Origin of the sequence: Acidovorax sp. Leaf160 (assembly GCF_001424265.1) — a bacterium.
Classification (GTDB): Bacteria; Pseudomonadota; Gammaproteobacteria; order Burkholderiales; family Burkholderiaceae_C; genus Paracidovorax.
Map to the genome: position 1 here is coordinate 216,868 of NZ_LMOV01000025.1, position 19,623 is coordinate 236,490.

Consider the following 19,623-nt stretch of genomic DNA (forward strand, 5'->3'; position numbering starts at 1 on the left):
TCAGTTTCTGATCTTGTAGCCGGTGCGCAGCAGGTGCACGGCCAGCGCGCTCACCGCCAGCCAGGCGGAGCCGACGATGGCAAGGCTGAGCCACGGCGAGGTGTCGCTCTGCCCGAAGAAGCCGTAGCGGAAGCCGTCGATCATGTAGAAGAACGGGTTCAGGTGGCTCACGGTCTGCCAGAAAGGCGGCAGCGACTGGATGGAATAGAACACGCCCGAGAGGAAGGTCATGGGCACGATGACGAAGTTCTGGAAGGCCGCCATCTGGTCGAATTTGTCGGCCCAGAGTCCGGCGATCAGGCCCAGCGTGGCCAGCAGCGCGGCACCCAGCAGCGCGAACACCAGAATCCAGAGCGGCGCCGCGAACTCGGGCCGGGCAAAAGCCAGCGTGACCACGAACACCCCCAGCCCCACGGCCAGCCCGCGCACGATGGACGAGCCCACATAGGCCACGAACCAGCCCCAGTGCGACAGCGGCGTCAGCAGCACGAAGACGAGGCTGCCCATGATCTTGCTCTGCACCAGGCTGGACGAGCTGTTGGCGAAGGCGTTCTGCAGAATGCTCATCATCACCAGGCCCGGCACCAGGAAGGCGGTGTAGCCGATGCGGTCGTAGACCTTCACATGGTCTTCCAGCACGTGGCCGAAGATCAGCAGGTACAGCACGGCGGTAAGCACCGGCGCGGCGACGGTCTGGAAGCTCACCTTCCAGAACCGCAGGATTTCCTTGTAGAACAGCGTCTGCCAGCCGGTCATAGCGCCACCTCGCCCAGGGGAATGTTGGACGCCGAGGTGCCTGACATCACCTGCAGGAACACGTCTTCCAGGTCGGGCCGGCGAATTTCCAGATCGTGCACGTCCACGCCGGCCACGCGCAGGGCGGCCAGGTGGCTCTCGATCTCCGCCGCGTCCTGCGCCGGCAGCTGCACGATGCGGCCGGTGACCCGCGCCAGCACCGCCAGCGCCGGGGGCAGCGCCACATCGGTCTTGAACTGCAGGACGCTGCCCGAGGCGGCCTGCAGCAGCTCGGACGTGGTCGCCAGCGCCACCACCTGCCCGCCGCTGGCGCCGCGCTTGAGCATGGCGATGCGGTTGCACAGGGCCTCGGCCTCTTCCAGGTAGTGGGTGGTGAGCAGCACGGTGTGGCCTTGCTTGTTCAGGCGCGCGACGAACTGCCAGAGCGTCTGGCGCAGCTCCACATCGACCCCGGCCGTGGGCTCGTCCAGCACGATGATGGGCGGCTTGTGCACCAGCGCCTGCGCCACCAGCACGCGGCGCTTCATCCCGCCCGAGAGCTGCCGCATGTTGGCGGTGGCCTTGTCGGCCAGGCCAAGGTTTTCCAGCAGCTCGTCGATCCAGGCGTCGTTGTCCTTCACGCCGAAATAGCCGGACTGGATGCGCAGCGCCTCGCGCACGTTGAAGAAGGGGTCGAACACCAGTTCCTGCGGCACCACGCCCAGCTTGCGGCGGGCCGCCGCATAGTCGGCCTGCACGTCGCTGCCCTGCACCAGCACGCGGCCACCGGTGGCGCGGGCCAGCCCCGCGAGGATGCTGATGAGCGTGGTCTTGCCGGCGCCGTTCGGCCCCAGCAGGCCGAAGAATTCGCCCTCTTCGATGTCGAGGCTGACCCCGTCGAGCGCCTGGAACGGCCCCTTGGCCGTATGGAAGGTCTTGGAGACGGATTGGAAGGAGACGGCGGGCATAGGCATGGGAGCCCGCGATTTTACGGCCTCACGGTACAAGGGATGGGCGCCGGGGCGATCGGTGCAGGGCCGTCCCGCAGCGCGGCAGCCTGCCAGCGTCCGGCCCTGCGCGTGCCCGGTCAGGCGGCGGGAAGGAGTTCGTCCACGCCGTAGAGGCCGGCCAGGGTGGCCAGGGCCGGCGGCAGCGACTTGACCGCGAAGGTCTTGCCCTCGGACAGCGCATTGCGGCGGCATTCCAGCAGCACCGCCAGCGCGGACGAATCGAAGGTGGTGAGCGCGGTGGCATCCACCACCAGTGCGGGGTCGCGGTAGGCCTTCAGGCCCTCCAGCAGCATGCGCAGGCTGGCCGTGGCCTGCGCATGGGTCAGTTCGGGCGGGAGCACGAGCATGCGGGGAGCCTCGGCACCAATCAGCTGGACTTGCCGGCGTTGGTCTTGTTGCGGGCGGCCAGCGACTCGATCAGGCCGTCGATGCCCTTGGCATTGATCTCCTGCGCGAACTGGCTGCGGTAGGTATCGACCAGCCACACGCCCATCACGTTGAGGTTGTAGACCTTCCAGCCCGCGCCCTCGCCCGGCGTCTTCTCCAGGCGGTAGTCCAGCTGCACCGGCTCGCCACGGCCCTTGATCTCGGTGCGCACCAGCACGTCCTTGTCTTCCGGCGACATGCGCAGCGGCTTGACGGTGATCGTCTGGTCGCTGACCTGGTTCAGCGCGCCCGAATAGGTGCGGATGAGCAGCGTCTTGAATTCATCCTGCAGGCGCGCCTGCTGCTGCGGCGTGGCCTGGCGCCAGGCCGGGCCGGCCGCGGCGGCCGTCATGCGGCGGAAGTTCACGTGCGGCAGGATGGTCTGGTCGACCAGCGCCACGACGCGGTTGATGTCACCCCGTTGCAGCGACTTGTCGGAGCGCACCTTCTCGAGCACGTCGGACGAAAGCCGGCGCACCAGTTCGTCGGGCGCCTCATCGGCGGCCCAGGCCGCCATGGGGCCGGCCAGCGTGGTGGCGGCAGCCAGTGCCAGGGCCCAGCGGCCCAGATCGCGTCGGAAAATCATCATCTTCGTCATTCCTTTCGTCTGGCGGGCACCGCCTGGTGCGCACGCCATGGGTTCAAGCGGCATTGTGGAATTTCAGCCCGCGCGCAATGCGTCGGACGAGTACCCGGTTGCAAGTCGATGCAACCGCCGCGTTGCCGGCAGGCGGGGCGCCTCGGGCGATCGCGGATGCGGCCCGTGCAAGAGGCGCGAGCGACCGGCCGGTGGCACCGCCCGGGGGCGGGAGGGCTGTCAGTTCGGCTCCGGCGGCAGCATGCCGGCATCCGGATCGTAGTCGTCGTCGCTGCCGCTCCTTCCGCCGCCATTGCTGCCTGCACTGCCGCCGTTCGAGCCAAACGGCTCGACGTCCTGGCCACGCACGCGCAGGTAGACATCGCGGGTGAAGCTGTAGCGGTCGAGCGCAGCGGTTTCCAGCACATTGCCGGCCGACAGCAGGTTGGCGCGCGTGTCGACCAGGCGCAGTGCGTAGAGCTGGTTGCGCGCCGAGACCGGATCGACCACCTGCAGAACGTTGCCGCGCGCATCGACCGGCAGTGCCACGGTGTCGCGCACCGTGGAGGGGCCGAGCAGCGGCAGCACCAGGTACGGACCGGTCGGCACGCCGTAGCTGCCCAGCGTCAGGCCGAAGTCGGTGCGGCGGCGCGGAATGCCCATTTCCGAGGCGATGTCCAGCACGCCGCCCAGGCCGAACACGGTGTTGACGTTGAAGCGCACGAGGCTGTCCATGGCCTCGCTGCCCTTCAATTGCAGCACGTTGTTCACGAACGACCAGACGTCGTTCAGGTTCGAGAAGAAGTTGCTCACGCCCGTGCGCACGGGCGACGGAACGGTGTCGCGGTAGGCCGTGGCGACCGGCTTGAAGACGGCTCGGTCGACCTGGTCGTTGAAGCGCGTCATCGTCCGGTTGTAGGGCTCGAGCGGGTCGCGCGGATTGGCGTCGGGGCCGGTGGCGCAGCCGGCGAGCATCAGCGCGCCGATGGCCAGCGAGGCCGCGCCTGCGCTGCGCCGGGCGGCGGCCGGCAGGTAGGGGGTGTTGTTCGTCATTGTCATTTCTTGCTTCCCGCGCTCGAGGCGCCCTCTTCAGCCTTGCCGTACAGGAACTGTCCGATCAGGTTCTCCAGCACGATCGCCGATTGCGTGGCCGTCACCACGTCACCTGCAGCCAGGTTCTTTTCGTCGGCACCGGCTTCCACGCCGATGTATTGGTCTCCCAGCAAGCCGCTGGTGAGGATCTTGAACGAGCTGTCCTTGGGGAAGGCATAGCGCTTGTCCAGGTCCAGCGTCACATTGGCGCGGAAGGTCTTGTCGTCGAAGGTGATGGACTGCACCCGGCCGACCACGACACCGGCACTGCGCACCGCGGCCTGGGGCTTCAGCCCGCCGATGTTGTCGAACTTGGCGACGATGGGGTAGCCGGTGTGGAAATTCAGGCTCAGCAGGTTGGCCGACTGCAAGGCCAGGAACACCAGCGCGGCGCCGCCCAGCAGGACGAACAGGCCCACCCAGAGATCGTTCTTGGAATGCTGCATGTGAATTTTTCCTTGTGTGTCTGATGAGTCGGTGCGCTGTGTGCCGGCGCCGCTCACATGGTGAACATCAATGCGGTGAGGATGAAGTCCAGCCCCAGCACCGCGAGCGAGGCCACCACCACCGTGCGGGTGGTGGCACGCGACACGCCCTCGGGCGTGGGCTTGGCGACATAGCCCTGGAATACGGCGATGAAGGTGACGGCTAGGCCGAACACCAGGCTCTTGATGACCCCGTTGCCCACATCCTTGAACACGTCCACGCCGCTTTGCATCTGGCCCCAGAAGGCACCGGTGTCGACGCCGATCATCAGGACGCCCACGATCCAGCCGCCGATGACCCCGACCGCGCTGAACACCGCCGCCAGCAGCGGCATGGCGATGACGCCGCCCCAGAACCGGGGCGCGAGGATGCGGCGCACCGGATCGACCGCCATCATCTCCATGGCCGACAGCTGCTCGCCGGCGCGCATCAGGCCGATCTCGGCCGTGAGCGAGGTGCCCGCCCGGCCGGCGAACAGCAGCGCGGTGACCACCGGCCCGAGCTCACGCACCAGGCTCAGCGTGACGACCAGCCCCAGCGCGTTGGCCGAGCCGTAACGCTGCAGCACGTTGTGGCCCTGCAGCGCCAGCACGAAGCCGACGAACAGGCCCGACATGGCGATGATCGAGAGCGAATAGTTGCCGAGGAAATGGATCTGGTCGCGCAGCAGCGCCGGGCGCCGCAGCGTCGAGCCGATCAGCGCGACGAGGCGCACGAAGAGGCGCGCCGCCAAGCCCAGGTCGGCCAGCTTGCTGCGCACGGCGAAACCGACATCGGAAGGACGCCACCAGCTCATCGCGCACCTCCGGCCGGCACACCGCCCACGGGGCCGAAGTCGTCGGCCAGGGTCGGGCCGGGGTAGTGGAAAGGCACCGGCCCGGTGGGCAGCGCGTTGACGAACTGGCGCACCAGCGGGTCGGTGCTGGCACGCACCTCGTCGGGGCTTCCCTGCGCGGCCACGGTACCGGGGCCCAGCACGATGACGTGGTCGGCGACGCGGAAGGTTTCCTCCACGTCGTGCGAGACCACCAGGGTGGTGAGGCCCATCGCGTCGTTCAGCTGGCGGATCAGCTGCGCGGCGATCCCGAGAGAGATGGGGTCGAGCCCGGCGAAGGGCTCGTCGTACATGATGAGCTGCGGGTCCAGCGCGATGGCCCGCGCCAGCGCCACGCGACGGGCCATTCCGCCGGAGATCTGGCTGGGCATGAGGTCGCGCGCGCCCCGCAGCCCCACGGCGTGCAGCTTCATCAGCACGATGTCGCGGATCAGCTCTTCCGGCAGGTCGGTGTGCTCACGCAGCGGAAAGGCTACGTTCTCGAACACGCTCATGTCGGTGAACAGCGCGCCGAACTGGAACAGCATGCCCATGCGGCGGCGGGCGGCGTAGAGCGTGTCCGCGTCCATGCGGCCGACGTCCTGCCCGTCCACCAGCACCTCGCCCTGCTGAGCCTTCTGCTGGCCGCCGATCAGGCGCAGCACCGTCGTCTTGCCGCCGCCCGAAGCGCCCATCAGCGCGGTGACCTTGCCGCGCGGCACGGCCAGCGACACGTCGCGCAGGATCACGCGGTCTCCATACGAGAACGTGACGTTGCGCAGTTCGACCAGGGCGGTGGGTGATGGCATGCGATGGGAAATTCGGCAGGAAAGGAGCGGGCCGCGCGGATTGTCTCCGCAGGGAGGGGAACGCGGTGTGGGACGATGGTACCTCAAACATACATGCATGCATGTTTGCAGATTTCACCGATTGGAATCGCTACTGTTTCTATAGCTAACGGCGCTGTTTCTACAACGTTCTCAGACCTTTTTCATCTTGGAGTTGCCGCCCACCTTGTTGCAGTCGCACATCACAGCATGCTGCGCAGGAAACCCTGCGTCCGGGCATGCTGGGGCTGGGCGAACATCGCCGCCGCGGGGCCCGACTCGAGGATGCGGCCCTGGTCCATGAAGACGGCCGTGTGCGCCACTTCGCGGGCGAAACCCATCTCGTGCGTCACCACCAGCATGGTCATGTGCTCCTGCGCCAGAGCGCGCATGGTGCGCAGCACCTCGCCGGTCAGTTCGGGGTCGAGCGCCGAGGTGGGCTCGTCGAACAGCATGATCTCCGGCTCCATGGCCAGCGCCCGGGCGATGGCCACGCGCTGCTTCTGCCCGCCGGACAGCCGCGCCGGGTAGTTGTTGCGCTTGTCCGCCAGGCCGACCTTGGCCAGCAGCGCCTCGGCCCGGGCGATGGCCGCGTCGCGCGGCAGGCCCTGCACCACCATGGGCGCCTCGATCACGTTCTGCAGCACGGTCAGGTGCGGAAACAGGTTGAAGTGCTGGAACACCATGCCGGTCTTGCGGCAGATGCGGCGCAGCTCGGCCTCGGGCGCATAGCTGCAGCGGCCGTCGGCCCCGGTCGTGGTCAGCACCTCGCCGCCGATCGCGACGTGGCCCCGGTCGATGGTCTCCAGCCGGTTCAGGCAGCGCAGGAAGGTGCTCTTGCCCGAGCCCGAAGGGCCGATCACGGCCACCACCTCGCCCCGGCGCAGCTGCAGCGATACGCCCTGCAGCACCTGGGTGTGGCCGAAGGCCTTGTGGATGTCCCGCGCGTCGATCATCGGCTCGGCGCTGCCGGGGGACGTCGGCCCATCAGTCATCGTGCTTGGCATAGCGCCGCTCCAGCCGCTGGAAGCCCCAGGTCAGCACCAGGGTCATGAGAAGGTAGAAGGCCGCCGCCACGATGAACGGCGTGGTCGTGAAGTCGCGCTGCACGAAGCCGCGCGCGGCGCGCAGCAGGTCGTTCAGGGCCAGCACGTAGATCAGCGAGGTGTCCTTGACCAGCGTGATAGTCTCGTTGCTCATGGGCGGCAGCACGCGGCGCACCATCTGCGGCAGCACGATGCGGCGCATGGTCTGGCCGTAGGTCATGCCCAGCACGCGGGCGGCCTCGTACTGCCCCCGGTCCACCGACTGGATGCCGGCGCGGAAGATTTCGGCGAAATAGGCCGCGTAGTTGAGCGCGAACGCCACCACCGCCGCCGGAAAGTCAGGCAGCCGAACACCGATGACCGGCACGAAGGGCAGCGCGAAGTAGATGAACAGCATCTGCAGCATGAGCGGCGTGCCGCGCATGAGCCAGATGTAGCCATTGACCACGCCCGACAGCAGCCGCCAGCGCGAGGTGCGCGCGAGCGCCAGCAGCAGCCCCAGCGGCACCGCCAGCGCGAGCGTGATGACAAAGAGCTTCAGGGTGACGCTGGCACCCTGCGCCAACGGCCCCAGAAGGGAAAGAACGTAATCCATCTATCTGCTACGGAATCTGTTGTCTGCAGTGCTGCGACAGGCAGGGCCCAAGGCCAACGCACTGGCGCGGCCGAAGGCCAGTGGCAGCCGCGCAAGGGCCGCCCCGCCGCGCCGGCTGCGTCCCCCATCCCGCATCGCGCAGCGAGGCGAGAGAAGGGGGAAGGCGCGCAGCGCCTCAGGGGGTTGCTCCCTTATTTGACGATGTTCTTGCCGAACCACTGCTCGGCGATCTTGGCGGCAGCGCCGTCCTTCTTCATCTCGCCGAGGGCCGTATCCAGGCGGCCTTGCAGGGCAGTGTCGTCCTTGCGCACGCCCACGCCGTATTCCTCGGTGCCGAAGTTGTCTTCCAGCACGGCGTAGTCCTGCGGCTTCTTGGCCACGTAGTAGCGGCCCACCACCTCATCGACCACCACGGCATCCAGCCGGCCGGTGGAAAGATCCATCAGCGCGGTCACGTTGTCGCCGAAAGTCTTGAACTCCTTGAACGACTTGAACACGGCGTCGTCCTTCTTGACCGCATCGACGGCGCTGGACCCATCCTGCGCGCCGACGGTCTTGCCGGCCAGGTCGGCACGGGTCTTGATGGCCGACGACGCTGGCACCACGATGATCTGGTGGTTCTCCATGTAGGGCGCGGTGAAGCCAATGTTCTGCTTGCGCTCTTCGGTGATCGTCAGGCCGTTCCACAGCGCATCGACGCGCTTGCCGGACAGCTCAGCCTCCTTGGCGCTCCAGTCGATGGGCTTGAACTCCACCTCCACGCCCATGCGCCGGGCGGCTTCGCGGGCCATGTCGATGTCGAAGCCGACCAGCTGGTTCTTGTCGTCGCGGAAGCCCATGGGCGGGAAGTTGTCGTCCAGGCCCACCACGATCTTGGTGATGGCGGCGGGTGCGGGTGCGGCGGCCGGCGCCTGGGCGGTTTCGTTCTTGCCGCAGGCGGCCAGCAGGGCGCCCATGGACAGCAGGGCAATGGCGGCGATCTTCTTCATGGCGAATCGGTTTCCAGCAAACAAAGGGGAAGGCAGGCAAACAAAAAAACACCGCACGGCCAGGGCCGAATGGCCGGTGGCTCGGGCGGATGCGATGGGGGAGAACCTGTATTGTCGCCCAGTCGTCATAGAGCCTGCAGGCCTGCGGAATGAGCCCCATGTGAGCCCGGCACGGGGTGAGCATAAAAACCGCCTGCAGCCCGCCCGCATCCAGAGCTTGCAGCTATTTTTTCAATAGCATGGCGACATGTACCGCTGGCCTGGCAGCCGCCTGGCCTGCACACCCTGCCCTCCGCACCGCCATGGAAAAACGGCGCCCAGAGAGGCGCCGCCTTGCACGAAACCCGGACGTCCGCTCAACGCGGCAGGTCGGAATACCCCATCAGGAACTCGTCCACCGCACGAGCGGCCTGGCGGCCTTCGCGGATGGCCCAGACGACCAGCGACTGGCCGCGACGGATGTCGCCGGCGGCGAAGACCTTGGGCACGTTGGTGGCGTAGCCGCCGTCGAAGTCGGTGGTGGCCTTGGCATTGCCGCGCGCGTCCTTGTCCACGCCGAAGGCCTCCAGCACCGCGGCGACCGGGCTCACGAAGCCCATGGCCAACAGCACCAGGTCGGCCTTCAGCACCTGTTCGGAGCCGGCGACCTCGACCATCTTGCCGTCCTTCCATTCGACCCGCACGGTCTTCAGGCCGGTGACCTTGCCCTTCTCGCCCAGCAGCTCCTTGGTGGAGATGGCGAACTCGCGCTCGCAGCCCTCTTCATGGCTGGAGCTGGTGCGCAGCTTGATCGGCCAGTAGGGCCAGGTCAGCGGACGGTTCTCTTCCTCGGGCGGCTGGGGCATGAGCTCGAACTGCGTGACGCTGGCCGCGCCGTGGCGGTTGCTGGTGCCCACGCAGTCGCTGCCGGTGTCGCCGCCACCGATCACGATGACGTGCTTGCCGTCGGCGCGCAGCTGGCCCTTGAGCTTGTCGCCGGCGTTGACCTTGTTCTGCTGGGGCAGGAATTCCATGGCGAAGTGCACGCCGTCCAGGTCGCGGCCGGGCACGGGCAGGTCGCGCGACTGCTCTGCGCCGCCGGTCAGCAGCACGGCGTCGAAGTCCTTCTGCAGCTGCTCGGGCGTGATGGTTTCCTTGGCCCAGTTGGTGACCTTGGAGCCCTTGCCCAGGCCGTCCTTGGCCGCCCCGATGAACACGCCGGTGCGGATGGTGACGCCCTCGGCGGCCATCTGCTCGGCGCGGCGGTCGATGTGCGACTTCTCCATCTTGAAGTCGGGAATGCCGTAGCGCAGCAGGCCGCCGATGCGGTCGTTCTTCTCGAACAGGGTCACGTCGTGGCCCACGCGCGCCAGCTGCTGCGCCGCCGCCATGCCGGCGGGGCCGGAGCCCACCACGGCGATCTTCTTGCCGGTCTTGTGCTTGGGCGGCAGGGGCGTGACCCAGCCTTCGGCCCAGGCGCGGTCGATGATGGCGTGCTCGATGGACTTGATGCCCACCGGGTCGTCGTTCACGTTCAGCACGCAGGCCGCCTCGCAGGGCGCGGGGCAGATGCGGCCGGTGAACTCGGGGAAGTTGTTCGTGCTGTGCAGCACGGCAATGGCGCTCTTCCAGTCCTGTTGATAGACCAGGTCGTTGAAGTCCGGAATGATGTTGTTGACCGGGCAGCCGTTGTTGCAGAACGGCGTGCCGCAGTCCATGCAGCGCGCGCCCTGGATCTTGGCCTGCTGGTCATCGAGCCCGATGACGAATTCCTTGTAGTGCTTCAGGCGCTCGGCCGGCGGGCGGTAGCCCTCCTCGATGCGCTCGTACTCCATGAAGCCGGTGGTCTTTCCCATGATGTCTGTCCTGATGTCTGTGAATGCGGTGGGGTGGCTGGGCCTGCGCCTTACTTGGCGGCGGCCGTGGCTTCCTTCTTCGGAGGGTTGGCGACCGGTGGGGTCGCGGGCTCCTCGATTGCCTTGCGTTCGTTGATTTCGGACAGGGCGCGCTTGTACTCGGTCGGGAAGACCTTGACGAACTTGGCCCGCGATGCCGCCCAGTTGTCCAGCAGTTCGCGCGCGCGCTTGCTGCCGGTCCAGCGGTTGTGGTCTTCCAGCATCTTCTTGAGCTGGGCTTCGTCGGACTGGCCCCGGTGCCAGATGGCGCCGGGCACGCTGGCGGTCTGCTCGTCGGCCGCCAGCACGCGCTCCAGCGTCACCATCGACAGGTTGCAGCGGGTGTGGAAGAGGCCGTCCTCGTCATACACATAGGCCACGCCGCCGCTCATGCCGGCCGCGAAGTTGCGGCCGGTCTTGCCCAGCACCACGACGGTGCCGCCGGTCATGTATTCGCAGCCGTGGTCGCCCGTGCCTTCCACCACCGTGGAAGCACCCGAGAGGCGCACCGCGAAGCGTTCGCCGGCCACGCCGCTGAAGAACGATTCGCCCGACGTGGCGCCGTACATCACCGTGTTGCCGACGATGGTGTTGCGCGTGGTGTCGCCGCGGAAGTCGATGCTGGGGCGCACCACCACGCGGCCGCCCGACAGGCCCTTGCCGGTGTAGTCGTTGGCGTCGCCGATCAGGTAGAGCGTGATGCCGCGCGTGAGAAACGCGCCGAACGACTGCCCGCCCGTGCCTTCGAGCTGGATGCGGATGCTGTCGTCGGGCAGGCCTTCAGGGTGCGCGCGGGTGACTTCGCCCGAGAGCATGGCGCCCACGGAGCGGTTCACGTTGCGGGCCACCTCGATGAACTGCACGCGCTCGCCCTTGTCGATGGCGGGGCGGCTGCGCTCGATCAGCTTGCGGTCCAGCGTGTGCTCGATGTTGTGGTCCTGCACGTCGACGTGGAAGCGCGGCACGTCGGCCGGCACGTTGGGCTGGGCGAAGAGGCGGCTGAAGTCCAGGCCGCGGGCCTTCCAGTGGGCGATTCCGGCGCGCACGTCCAGCAGGTCGGAGCGGCCGATCAGGTCGTCGAACTTGGCGATTCCAAGCTGCGCCATGATCTGGCGGACTTCTTCGGCGATGAAGAAGAAGTAGTTCACCACGTGCTCGGGCTTGCCCGAGAACTTCTTGCGCAGCTCGGGGTCCTGCGTGGCCACGCCCACCGGGCAGGTGTTCAGGTGGCACTTGCGCATCATGATGCAGCCCTCGACCACCAGCGGCGCGGTGGCGAAGCCGAACTCATCTGCGCCCAGCAGCGCGCCGATGGCGACGTCGCGGCCGGTCTTCATCTGGCCGTCGGCCTGCACGCGCACGCGGCCGCGCAGTCGGTTCAGCACCAGGGTCTGCTGCGTCTCGGCCAGGCCGATCTCCCACGGGCCGCCGGCATGCTTGATGGACGACCAGGGCGACGCGCCCGTACCGCCGTCATGGCCGGCGATCACCAGGTGGTCGCTCTTGCACTTGGTCACGCCCGCGGCGATGGTGCCCACGCCCACTTCGGACACCAGCTTGGTGCTGATGCTGGCGTGCGGCGCCACGTTCTTCAGGTCGTGGATCAGCTGGGCCAGATCCTCGATGGAGTAGATGTCGTGGTGCGGCGGGGGCGAGATCAGGCCCACGCCCGGCACGCTGTGGCGCAGCTTGCCGATGTAGTTGCTGACCTTGCCGCCGGGCAGCTGGCCGCCTTCGCCCGGCTTGGCGCCCTGGGCCATCTTGATCTGGATCTGGTCGGCCGACGACAGGTATTCGGCCGTGACGCCGAAACGGCCCGAGGCCACCTGCTTGATCTTGGAGCGCAGCGAGTCGCCGTCCTGCAGGGGCAGATCGACCTCGACGTTCTCGGCGCCGATCACGCTCTTGAGCGTATCGCCCTGCTTGATCGGGATGCCCTTGAGTTCCTGGCGGTAGCGGGCCGCGTCTTCGCCGCCCTCGCCCGTGTTGCTCTTGCCGCCGATGCGGTTCATGGCGACGGCCAGCGTGGCGTGCGCCTCGGTGGAGATCGAGCCCAGCGACATGGCGCCGGTGGCGAAGCGCTTGACGATTTCCTTGGCCGACTCGACCTGGTCCACGGGAATGGCCTTGGCCGGGTCGAACTTGAACTCGAACAGGCCGCGCAGCGTCATGTGGCGGCGGCTCTGGTCGTTGATGATCTGGGCGTATTCCTTGTACGTGTTCCAGTTGTTGGCACGGGTGGAGTGCTGCAGCTTGGCGATGGCGTCGGGGCTCCACATGTGCTCTTCGCCACGGGCGCGCCAGGCGTATTCGCCGCCGGCGTCCAGCATGGTTTCCAGCACCGGGTCGTCGCTGAACGCGGCCTTGTGCATGCGGATGGACTCTTCGGCGATCTCGAACACGCCGATGCCTTCCACGCGGCTGGCGGTGCCGGTGAAGTACTTGCTGACGGTGTCGCTGTTGAGGCCGATGGCCTCGAACAGCTGCGCGCCGCAGTAGCTCATGTACGTGCTCACGCCCATCTTGGACATGATCTTGGAGAGGCCCTTGCCGATGGCCTTCACGTAGTTGTAGATGGCTTTGTCGGGCGACAGGTCGCCCGGCATGCCGGCGTGCAGCTCGGCCAGGGTTTCCATGGCCAGGTAGGGGTGCACGGCTTCGGCGCCATAGCCGGCCAGCACGGCGAAGTGGTGCACTTCGCGCGCGGTGCCGGTTTCCACCACCAGGCCAGCGGTGGTGCGCAGGCCTTCACGCACCAGATGCTGGTGGATGGCCGACAGCGCCAGCAGCGCCGGGATGGCCACCTGCGTGGCGCTCACCGCACGGTCGCTGATGATGAGGATGTTGGCGCCGCCCTTGATGGCGTCGACAGCCTGTGCGCAGAGCGATGCGAGCTTGGCTTCCACGCCCTCGCGCCCCCACGCCAGCGGGTAGGTGATGTCGATGGTGGCGCTCTTGAACTTGCCCTGGGTGTGCTGCTCGATGGCGTGCAGCTTGGCCATGCCGGCGAAGTCCAGGATGGGCTGGCTCACTTCGAGCCGCATCGGCGGGTTGACCTGGTTGATGTCCAGCAGGTTGGGCTTGGGGCCGATGAAGCTGTTGAGCGACATCACGATGGCCTCGCGGATCGGGTCGATCGGCGGGTTGGTCACCTGGGCGAACAGCTGCTTGAAGTAGTTGTAGAGCGGCTTGTCCTTGCCCGACAGCACGGCCAGCGGGCTGTCGTTGCCCATGGAGCCAATGCCCTCTTCGCCGTTCTTGGCCATGGGCGCCATCAGGAACTTGATGTCTTCCTGCGTGTAGCCGAAGGCCTGCTGGCGCTCCAGCAAAGGCAGCTCGGCCTTGGCGGGCGCGGCGGACACGTCGGCGCCCACATCGTCCAGCTTGATGCGCAGGTTCTCGATCCACTGCTTGTAGGGCTTGGTGTTGACGATGTTGGCCTTGAGCTCGTCGTCGTCGATCATGCGGCCCTGTTCCAGGTCGATCAGGAACATCTTGCCGGGCTGCAGGCGCCACTTGCGCACGATTTTGTTCTCGGGAATGGGCAGCACGCCGGATTCCGAGGCCATCACCACCAGGTCGTCGTCGGTGATGCAGTAGCGCGAGGGGCGCAGGCCGTTGCGGTCCAGCGTGGCGCCGATCTGGCGGCCGTCGGTGAACACGATGGAGGCCGGGCCGTCCCAGGGTTCCATCATCGCGGCGTGGTATTCATAGAAGGCGCGGCGGCGCTCGTCCATGGTGGTGTGCTGTTCCCACGGCTCGGGAATCATCATCATCACGGCCTGGCTGATGGGGTAGCCGGCCATGGTCAGCAGTTCGAGGCAGTTGTCGAACGTGGCGGTGTCGGACTGGTCGGCGAAGCTGATGGGGTAGAGCTTCTTCAGGTCGGCCGCCAGCACGGGCGAGGCCATCACGCCTTCGCGCGCCTTCATCCAGTTGTAGTTGCCCTTGACGGTGTTGATCTCGCCGTTGTGCGCCACGTAGCGGTACGGGTGGGCCAGCGGCCATTCGGGGAAGGTGTTGGTGGAGAAGCGCTGGTGCACCAGGCCGATGGCCGAGACGCAGCGCTCGTCCTGCAGGTCCAGGTAGTACGTGCCCACCTGGTCCGCCAGCAGCAGGCCCTTGTAGACCACGGTGCGGCTGGACATGCTGGGAACGTAGTATTCCTTGCTGTGCTTGAGCTTGAGCGCCTGGATGTTGGCGCTGGCCGTCTTGCGGATCACGTAGAGCTTGCGTTCCAGCGCGTCCTGCACGATCACGTCGTTGCCGCGGCCGATGAACACCTGGCGCAGGATGGGCTCCTTCTTGCGCACGGTGGGCGACATGGGCATGTCCACGTTCACCGGCACGTCGCGCCAGCCCAGCAGCACCTGGCCTTCGGCCTTGATGGCGCGCTCCATCTCCTGTTCGCAGGCCAGGCGCGAGGCATGCTCCTTGGGCAGGAAGATCATGCCCACGCCGTATTCGCCGGCGGGCGGCAGCTGCACGCCCTGCTTGGCCATCTCTTCGCGGTAGAGCGCGTCGGGGATCTGGATCAGGATGCCCGCGCCGTCGCCCATCAGCTTGTCGGCGCCCACGGCGCCGCGGTGGTCGATGTTCTCGAGGATCTTCAGCGCCTGGGTCACGATGTCGTGACGCTTCACGCCCTTGATATGCGCCACGAAGCCCAGACCGCACGCATCGTGCTCATTGCTGGATGAATACAGACCGTGCTGTTGCAGGTGCAGAATTTCGGCGGCCGTCGTCATGGCGCATTCCTCGTTGTAGGTGATCGCAGGGATTCCGAGATTAGTGCATTGCAGCAAAAGCATGCAAGCACATTAATGGGGGTCGGATTCCCATTTCATCAGCCCCAATGCCAGCTGGTTATTAATTGGGGACACATTAAATCTCTTAATTTTGGACGTGGCTTTGCCTCGGTAGCGCTTTTCTCGATCAGCGCTGCGCGACTTCTCAGCGGACCGGAGACCGGTCAGGGCTGGGCGCATCCGTGCCGACCTCCGGGATCTGGCGCGTGCGTGGTCGGCCCGGTGAGCCCTTGGCCACCCTTCGTTCAGTCTGATGCTGCAGTGCTTCGATGAAACTTTTCTCCCCCAGCGCCCAGCCGCTCAGCGCCGATGCGGTGATGGCGGTCTGGTCTGCACTGCCGATGCCCGCACGCACCAGTTCCGCATAGGCCGCTTCGCGTGCGAACGGCGTGTTGCCCAGGGCCCAGAACAACGCATGGGGAGTGATGAGCCGGTCGTTGGAAAGCCCCAGCGCATGGGCGTGGCTCGACCACGGGTAGTCGATGGGCTGCGTCGCGATGCCCGCCCGCACCGGGTTGAGATCGAGATAGACCATGCAGGCGAGCAGATAGCGGTCGGACTGAACCACCGTGGAGCGGTACCGCCCTTCCCACAGCGTCCCGGTGCGGCCATGCCGGTCGTTGAAGTAGCGCACGTAGCTGCGCCCGACCGCCTGCATCATCTGCGACAGCCCGTCGCTCGTCTGCGGCGTGGCCAGAAGATGGAAATGGTTGTCCATCAACACATAGGCGTGCACGGCGACCTGGCAGCGGGCCGACTGCTCGGCAAGCAGGGCCAGCATGGTCTCGAAGTCCTGCCGGTCGCGAAAGATGACCTGCCGGTTATTGCCGCGCTGGATGACGTGGTGGGGGTAGCCTGGCAGGGTCAGACGGGGCAGTCGTGCCATAGAAGGAAAGCGGCGGTGGAAAAGCCGATGGTAGTCAGAAAATGACTCTGACCCCTTTTTTGTGTGACCCCTTTTCTGCGAGCCCTTGTTCTGGTTTCCCCAAAGGCTCACCGCGGCCATGCGCCCAACGCTTCCGCAGGCTGGCTAGGCGCACCCTCAGGGATTGGGGCTCAGGTGGCCAGGCTGTCGCCCGCCGGTTCCTGCCCCAGGCCGAAACGCGGCCCCATCGACCGCTCCAGACCGAACTCGGCCAGGATGGCGCGCAACCGGTCTCCTGCGCTGCGCTTCTTCTGGCCCGTGTAGCGCGCGACGATCAGCTCGTTCTTCATGCTGTGCTCCCAGCCGACCAGTTCCGTGACGGTGACCTGGTAGCCACTGGCTTCAAGGTACAGGCAGCGCAGCACGTTGGTGAGTTGGCTTCCCATCTCCCGGGTGTGCAGCGGATGGCGCCACAGTTCCGCCAGCGGTGTGCGCGCAAGTTGCAGCGCCTTGCCCTGCCGCAGACATGCGGCCACCTCGGCCTGGCAGCACGGCACCAGCACCATGGCGCGGGCTCGCTTCTGCAGCCCGAAGGCGATGGCATCGTCCGTGGCGGTGTCGCAGGCATGCAACGCGGTGACCACGTCGATGCGCTCGGGCAGCTCGGCAGCGTCGGTGGATTGGGCCACCGACAGGTTGAGGAACGACATGCGGCCGAACCCCAGCTGCTGCGCCAGCGCCCGGGAACGGTCGACCAGTTCGGCGCGCGTTTCGATACCGTAGATTTGGCCCCGGCCCAGTGCCTTGAAATACAGGTCGTACAGGATGAAGCCCAGATAGGACTTGCCCGCTCCATGATCGGCCAGGGTGGGACCCGCCCCGCCGGCTGCCGCGCCTTCGGCCGGCGGCGCCGCCAATTCCTGCAGCAGCGGTTCGATCAGCTGGAAGAGGTGATAGACCTGCTTGAGCTTGCGGCGGGAATCCTGGTTCAAGCGGCCATCCCGCGTCAGGATGTGCAGCTCCTTCAGCAACTCGACGGATTGACCCGGGCGCAGTTCGGCGAGCAGCGCCGGGTCCTGGACGCGATGGCCGTTGCCTCCTCCGGCGGCCTGGACTTTGTCACCGCGGTGTTCACGGGGCGATGGCGAACGGGCCGGCTTCATGCGCCCGCCTTGGCGTTGCCATTGGCGATGCCGGCATCTTGTGTGCCGGCGCCATCCGCGCCATGCACCGGGCAAGCGCGCCGGGCACCGACGTCCAGGGCCGCCCAGCCCTCGGCTCCGAGCTCTTCGAGCACCTCGATGTTGCGTTCAAAGATGGCTTCGGCCTCGGGAAAGACTTCGACTGCGCGGTCGATGCTTTCCTCGCGCAGCAGGTGCAGCGTGGGGTACGGAGCGCGGTTGGTGCTGTTGGTCACGTCATCGGGCGCGGTGCCCTCGAACTGAAACTGAGGATGGAACGACGCCACCTGCAAGATGCCGCCCAGGTCCATCGCGTCCACCAGGTCATCTGCCAAGGCCAGGAAGTCGTTGAAATCGAGAAAGTCCGCCATGCAGTCGGGCGCCATCAGCAAGGTGGTGTCCCGCTTTTCTGCCGACATCTCGGCCAGCGTTTCGAGTTCGCGCTGCAGATCCTCCAGCAGTTCGCGCGCATCGGTGGCGGCGCTGACGGCATAGTGGATCTGGCCCTTGATGTGAACTGCTTTGGCAAACGGGCAGAGATTCAAACCAATCACCGCCCGTTCCAGCCAGCGCACGGTGTCTTCCACGACGATCCGAACGTCGGGCGCGCTGGGACTGGGCACACCCCCTGTATCAGGCGACTGCGCAGGAACGGCTTTGGAGCCCGTGGACGATGGCGGGAGGGTGGTCATGGTGTGCGTGGGAAAGACGGGAAGCGTGGTGAAGGGAGCGAGGGCCGGGGCTGAACGGCTTGAGTGATAGACCACCCCGCCGCACCGCTGTCGCTGCAGCCCAGCGCTTCGCCTCTGGCCGCACACTCCCGACCGCGCATTTTAAAGAAGCGACGGCAAAGCGCGCAGGCGCAGGCAAAGGCCGCGCCCCTGCGAGGGACGGAGCGGTACTGGCGCCGCAACCCGTGGGGGGGACGGCATGCTGGCGCTTGCGCGCGCCGATCGCTTGGCGGATGCGACGGACATTGCTGAGGCTGCCGAGACCGCAGAGCCTGCGCACGACCACTCAAGCCCTCACCCGCCTCGGGGCTCCCAGGGGCGGTAATCAGCCGTCCAGCAGCTGCAGCCCGGTGAGGCGCGCGTGCTCCCGTCCCGCGAAGCGATCGGTCATGCCGGCGATGAAGTCAGCTACGACGCGGGCCTGGTGCGGCTCCTCGGCGCTGCCCGCATGCGCGATGGCGCGGGCGGCGAAGGCGGGCTTCATCTCTTCGGGCCGTGCACGGTAGATACCGAACAACTCCCGCACGATCCGCTGGGCTTGTCCGGTGGTTTCCATCACCTGCGGGTGACGGTAGAGCTGGCTGAACAAAAACCGCTTGAGCGCCTGCGACTCGGCCCGCATGCCATCGCTGAAGCCGACCAGCGGGCCGGGCGACTGCCGCACCGCATCCACGTCGGCAGGCGCTGCGGCGGCGAGCGCCGCCCGCGTCGTGTCGATCACGTCGTACACCTGCGCGCTCAGCATGCGGCGGATGGCTTCGTTCAGCCAGCGGCGTCGGGCCTGGGGCTCTCCCAGGGACGGGTGGGCCACCAGCGCCAGCCTGCGGAACCGGTCGAACAGCGGCACCTCCTGGAGCTGTTCGAGGGTGATGAGACCGGAGCGCACGCCGTCGTCGATGTCGTGCGCGTTGTAGGCGATCTCGTCGGCCAGATTGCAAAGCTGCGCCTCCAGACTGGGCTGCTGGCGCAGCAGAAAGCGCTGCCCCACGCCCCCAGGCTCACGGGCCTCGATCTGCTCGGCATGGCGGCGCGAGCAGTGCTTGAGGATGCCCTCGCGCGTCTCGAAGGTCAGGTTCAAGCCGTCGTAATCGGGGTAGCGCTCCTCCAGCGTATCGACCACGCGCAGGCTTTGCAGGTTGTGCTCGAAGCCCCCATACGCCGCCATGCACTCGTTCAGGGCATCCTGCCCGGCATGCCCGAACGGGGTATGCCCCAGATCGTGGGCCAGAGAAATGGCCTCTACCAGGTCTTCGTTGATGCACAGCGACCGGGCGATGGACCGGGCCAGTTGCGCCACTTCCAGCGAATGCGTCAACCGCGTGCGGAACATGTCCCCTTCGTGATTGAGGAACACCTGGGTCTTGTAGACCAGCCGGCGGAAAGCCGACGAGTGCACGATGCGATCGCGGTCGCGCTGGTATTCGGTACGCGTCGGGGCAGGCACCTCCGCATGGCGCCGCCCCCGGGTGCGGGCTGGATCGCAAGCGTAGGGCGCCAAGGCAGAATTCATGGTCTTTTAGGGCTGTAGCGCAGGTGCATCAAGCACAGAGTGCTATTATTTTTATAG

17 protein-coding genes are annotated in these 19,623 nt (G+C 66.8%); all 17 read right to left on the minus strand.

The window, feature by feature from the left end; genetic code table 11:
• Positions 1-756, minus strand: a complete 756-nt coding sequence (locus ASF94_RS16235; RefSeq protein ID WP_056668677.1) for an ABC transporter permease — start codon at positions 754-756, stop codon at positions 1-3.
• A complete protein-coding gene (locus ASF94_RS16240; RefSeq protein ID WP_056668680.1) occupies positions 753-1,703 on the minus strand; it encodes an ABC transporter ATP-binding protein in 951 nt (316 codons plus the stop codon). The genes ASF94_RS16235 and ASF94_RS16240 overlap by 4 nt, the downstream gene beginning before the upstream one ends.
• A gap of 119 nt (positions 1,704-1,822) precedes the next feature.
• On the minus strand, positions 1,823-2,092 hold the full coding sequence (locus ASF94_RS16245; protein ID WP_056668683.1) for a lipid asymmetry maintenance protein MlaB: 270 nt from the start codon (positions 2,090-2,092) through the stop codon (positions 1,823-1,825).
• A gap of 20 nt (positions 2,093-2,112) precedes the next feature.
• Entirely contained in the window at positions 2,113-2,757 is a 645-nt protein-coding gene (locus ASF94_RS16250) for a phospholipid-binding protein MlaC (protein ID WP_056668866.1), read from the minus strand.
• Positions 2,758-2,988: 231 nt separating this feature from the next.
• Positions 2,989-3,807, minus strand: a complete 819-nt coding sequence (locus ASF94_RS16255) for a VacJ family lipoprotein (RefSeq protein ID WP_056668686.1) — start codon at positions 3,805-3,807, stop codon at positions 2,989-2,991.
• Positions 3,804-4,286, minus strand: coding sequence for an outer membrane lipid asymmetry maintenance protein MlaD (mlaD, locus tag ASF94_RS16260; protein ID WP_056668689.1), 483 nt, complete (start codon positions 4,284-4,286; stop codon positions 3,804-3,806). The genes ASF94_RS16255 and mlaD overlap by 4 nt, the downstream gene beginning before the upstream one ends.
• 53 nt (positions 4,287-4,339) lie before the next feature.
• Positions 4,340-5,122 carry a lipid asymmetry maintenance ABC transporter permease subunit MlaE gene (gene mlaE, locus ASF94_RS16265; RefSeq protein WP_056668692.1) on the minus strand — a complete coding sequence of 261 codons (783 nt, stop codon included), beginning with the start codon at positions 5,120-5,122 and terminating at the stop codon, positions 4,340-4,342.
• The gene (locus ASF94_RS16270; protein WP_082493348.1) at positions 5,119-5,949 is read right to left on the minus strand and encodes an ABC transporter ATP-binding protein; all 831 of its coding nucleotides are present in this window, start codon (positions 5,947-5,949) and stop codon (positions 5,119-5,121) included. The genes mlaE and ASF94_RS16270 overlap by 4 nt, the downstream gene beginning before the upstream one ends.
• 221 nt (positions 5,950-6,170) lie before the next feature.
• The gene (locus ASF94_RS16275; protein ID WP_056668695.1) at positions 6,171-6,974 is read right to left on the minus strand and encodes an amino acid ABC transporter ATP-binding protein; all 804 of its coding nucleotides are present in this window, start codon (positions 6,972-6,974) and stop codon (positions 6,171-6,173) included.
• Positions 6,955-7,608, minus strand: a complete 654-nt coding sequence (locus ASF94_RS16280) for an amino acid ABC transporter permease (RefSeq protein WP_056668698.1) — start codon at positions 7,606-7,608, stop codon at positions 6,955-6,957. Before ASF94_RS16280 ends, ASF94_RS16275 begins: the two co-directional genes overlap by 20 nt.
• Before the next feature lie 191 nt (positions 7,609-7,799).
• Entirely contained in the window at positions 7,800-8,597 is a 798-nt protein-coding gene (locus ASF94_RS16285; RefSeq protein WP_056668701.1) for an amino acid ABC transporter substrate-binding protein, read from the minus strand.
• Between the two features lie 356 nt (positions 8,598-8,953).
• Positions 8,954-10,432, minus strand: a complete 1,479-nt coding sequence (locus tag ASF94_RS16290; RefSeq protein ID WP_056668704.1) for a glutamate synthase subunit beta — start codon at positions 10,430-10,432, stop codon at positions 8,954-8,956.
• A gap of 50 nt (positions 10,433-10,482) precedes the next feature.
• Positions 10,483-15,219, minus strand: a complete 4,737-nt coding sequence (locus tag ASF94_RS16295) for a glutamate synthase-related protein (protein ID WP_056668707.1) — start codon at positions 15,217-15,219, stop codon at positions 10,483-10,485.
• A gap of 205 nt (positions 15,220-15,424) precedes the next feature.
• Positions 15,425-16,165, minus strand: a complete 741-nt coding sequence (locus ASF94_RS16300) for a transposase (protein WP_056668710.1) — start codon at positions 16,163-16,165, stop codon at positions 15,425-15,427.
• Positions 16,166-16,335: 170 nt separating this feature from the next.
• On the minus strand, positions 16,336-17,307 hold the full coding sequence (locus ASF94_RS16305; protein WP_056668713.1) for an SAM-dependent methyltransferase: 972 nt from the start codon (positions 17,305-17,307) through the stop codon (positions 16,336-16,338).
• Entirely contained in the window at positions 17,304-17,918 is a 615-nt protein-coding gene (locus ASF94_RS16310; protein ID WP_369818680.1) for a DUF1415 domain-containing protein, read from the minus strand. The genes ASF94_RS16305 and ASF94_RS16310 overlap by 4 nt, the downstream gene beginning before the upstream one ends.
• A gap of 463 nt (positions 17,919-18,381) precedes the next feature.
• Positions 18,382-19,566, minus strand: coding sequence for a deoxyguanosinetriphosphate triphosphohydrolase (locus tag ASF94_RS16315; protein ID WP_056668719.1), 1,185 nt, complete (start codon positions 19,564-19,566; stop codon positions 18,382-18,384).
• Positions 19,567-19,623 lie beyond the last annotated feature (57 nt).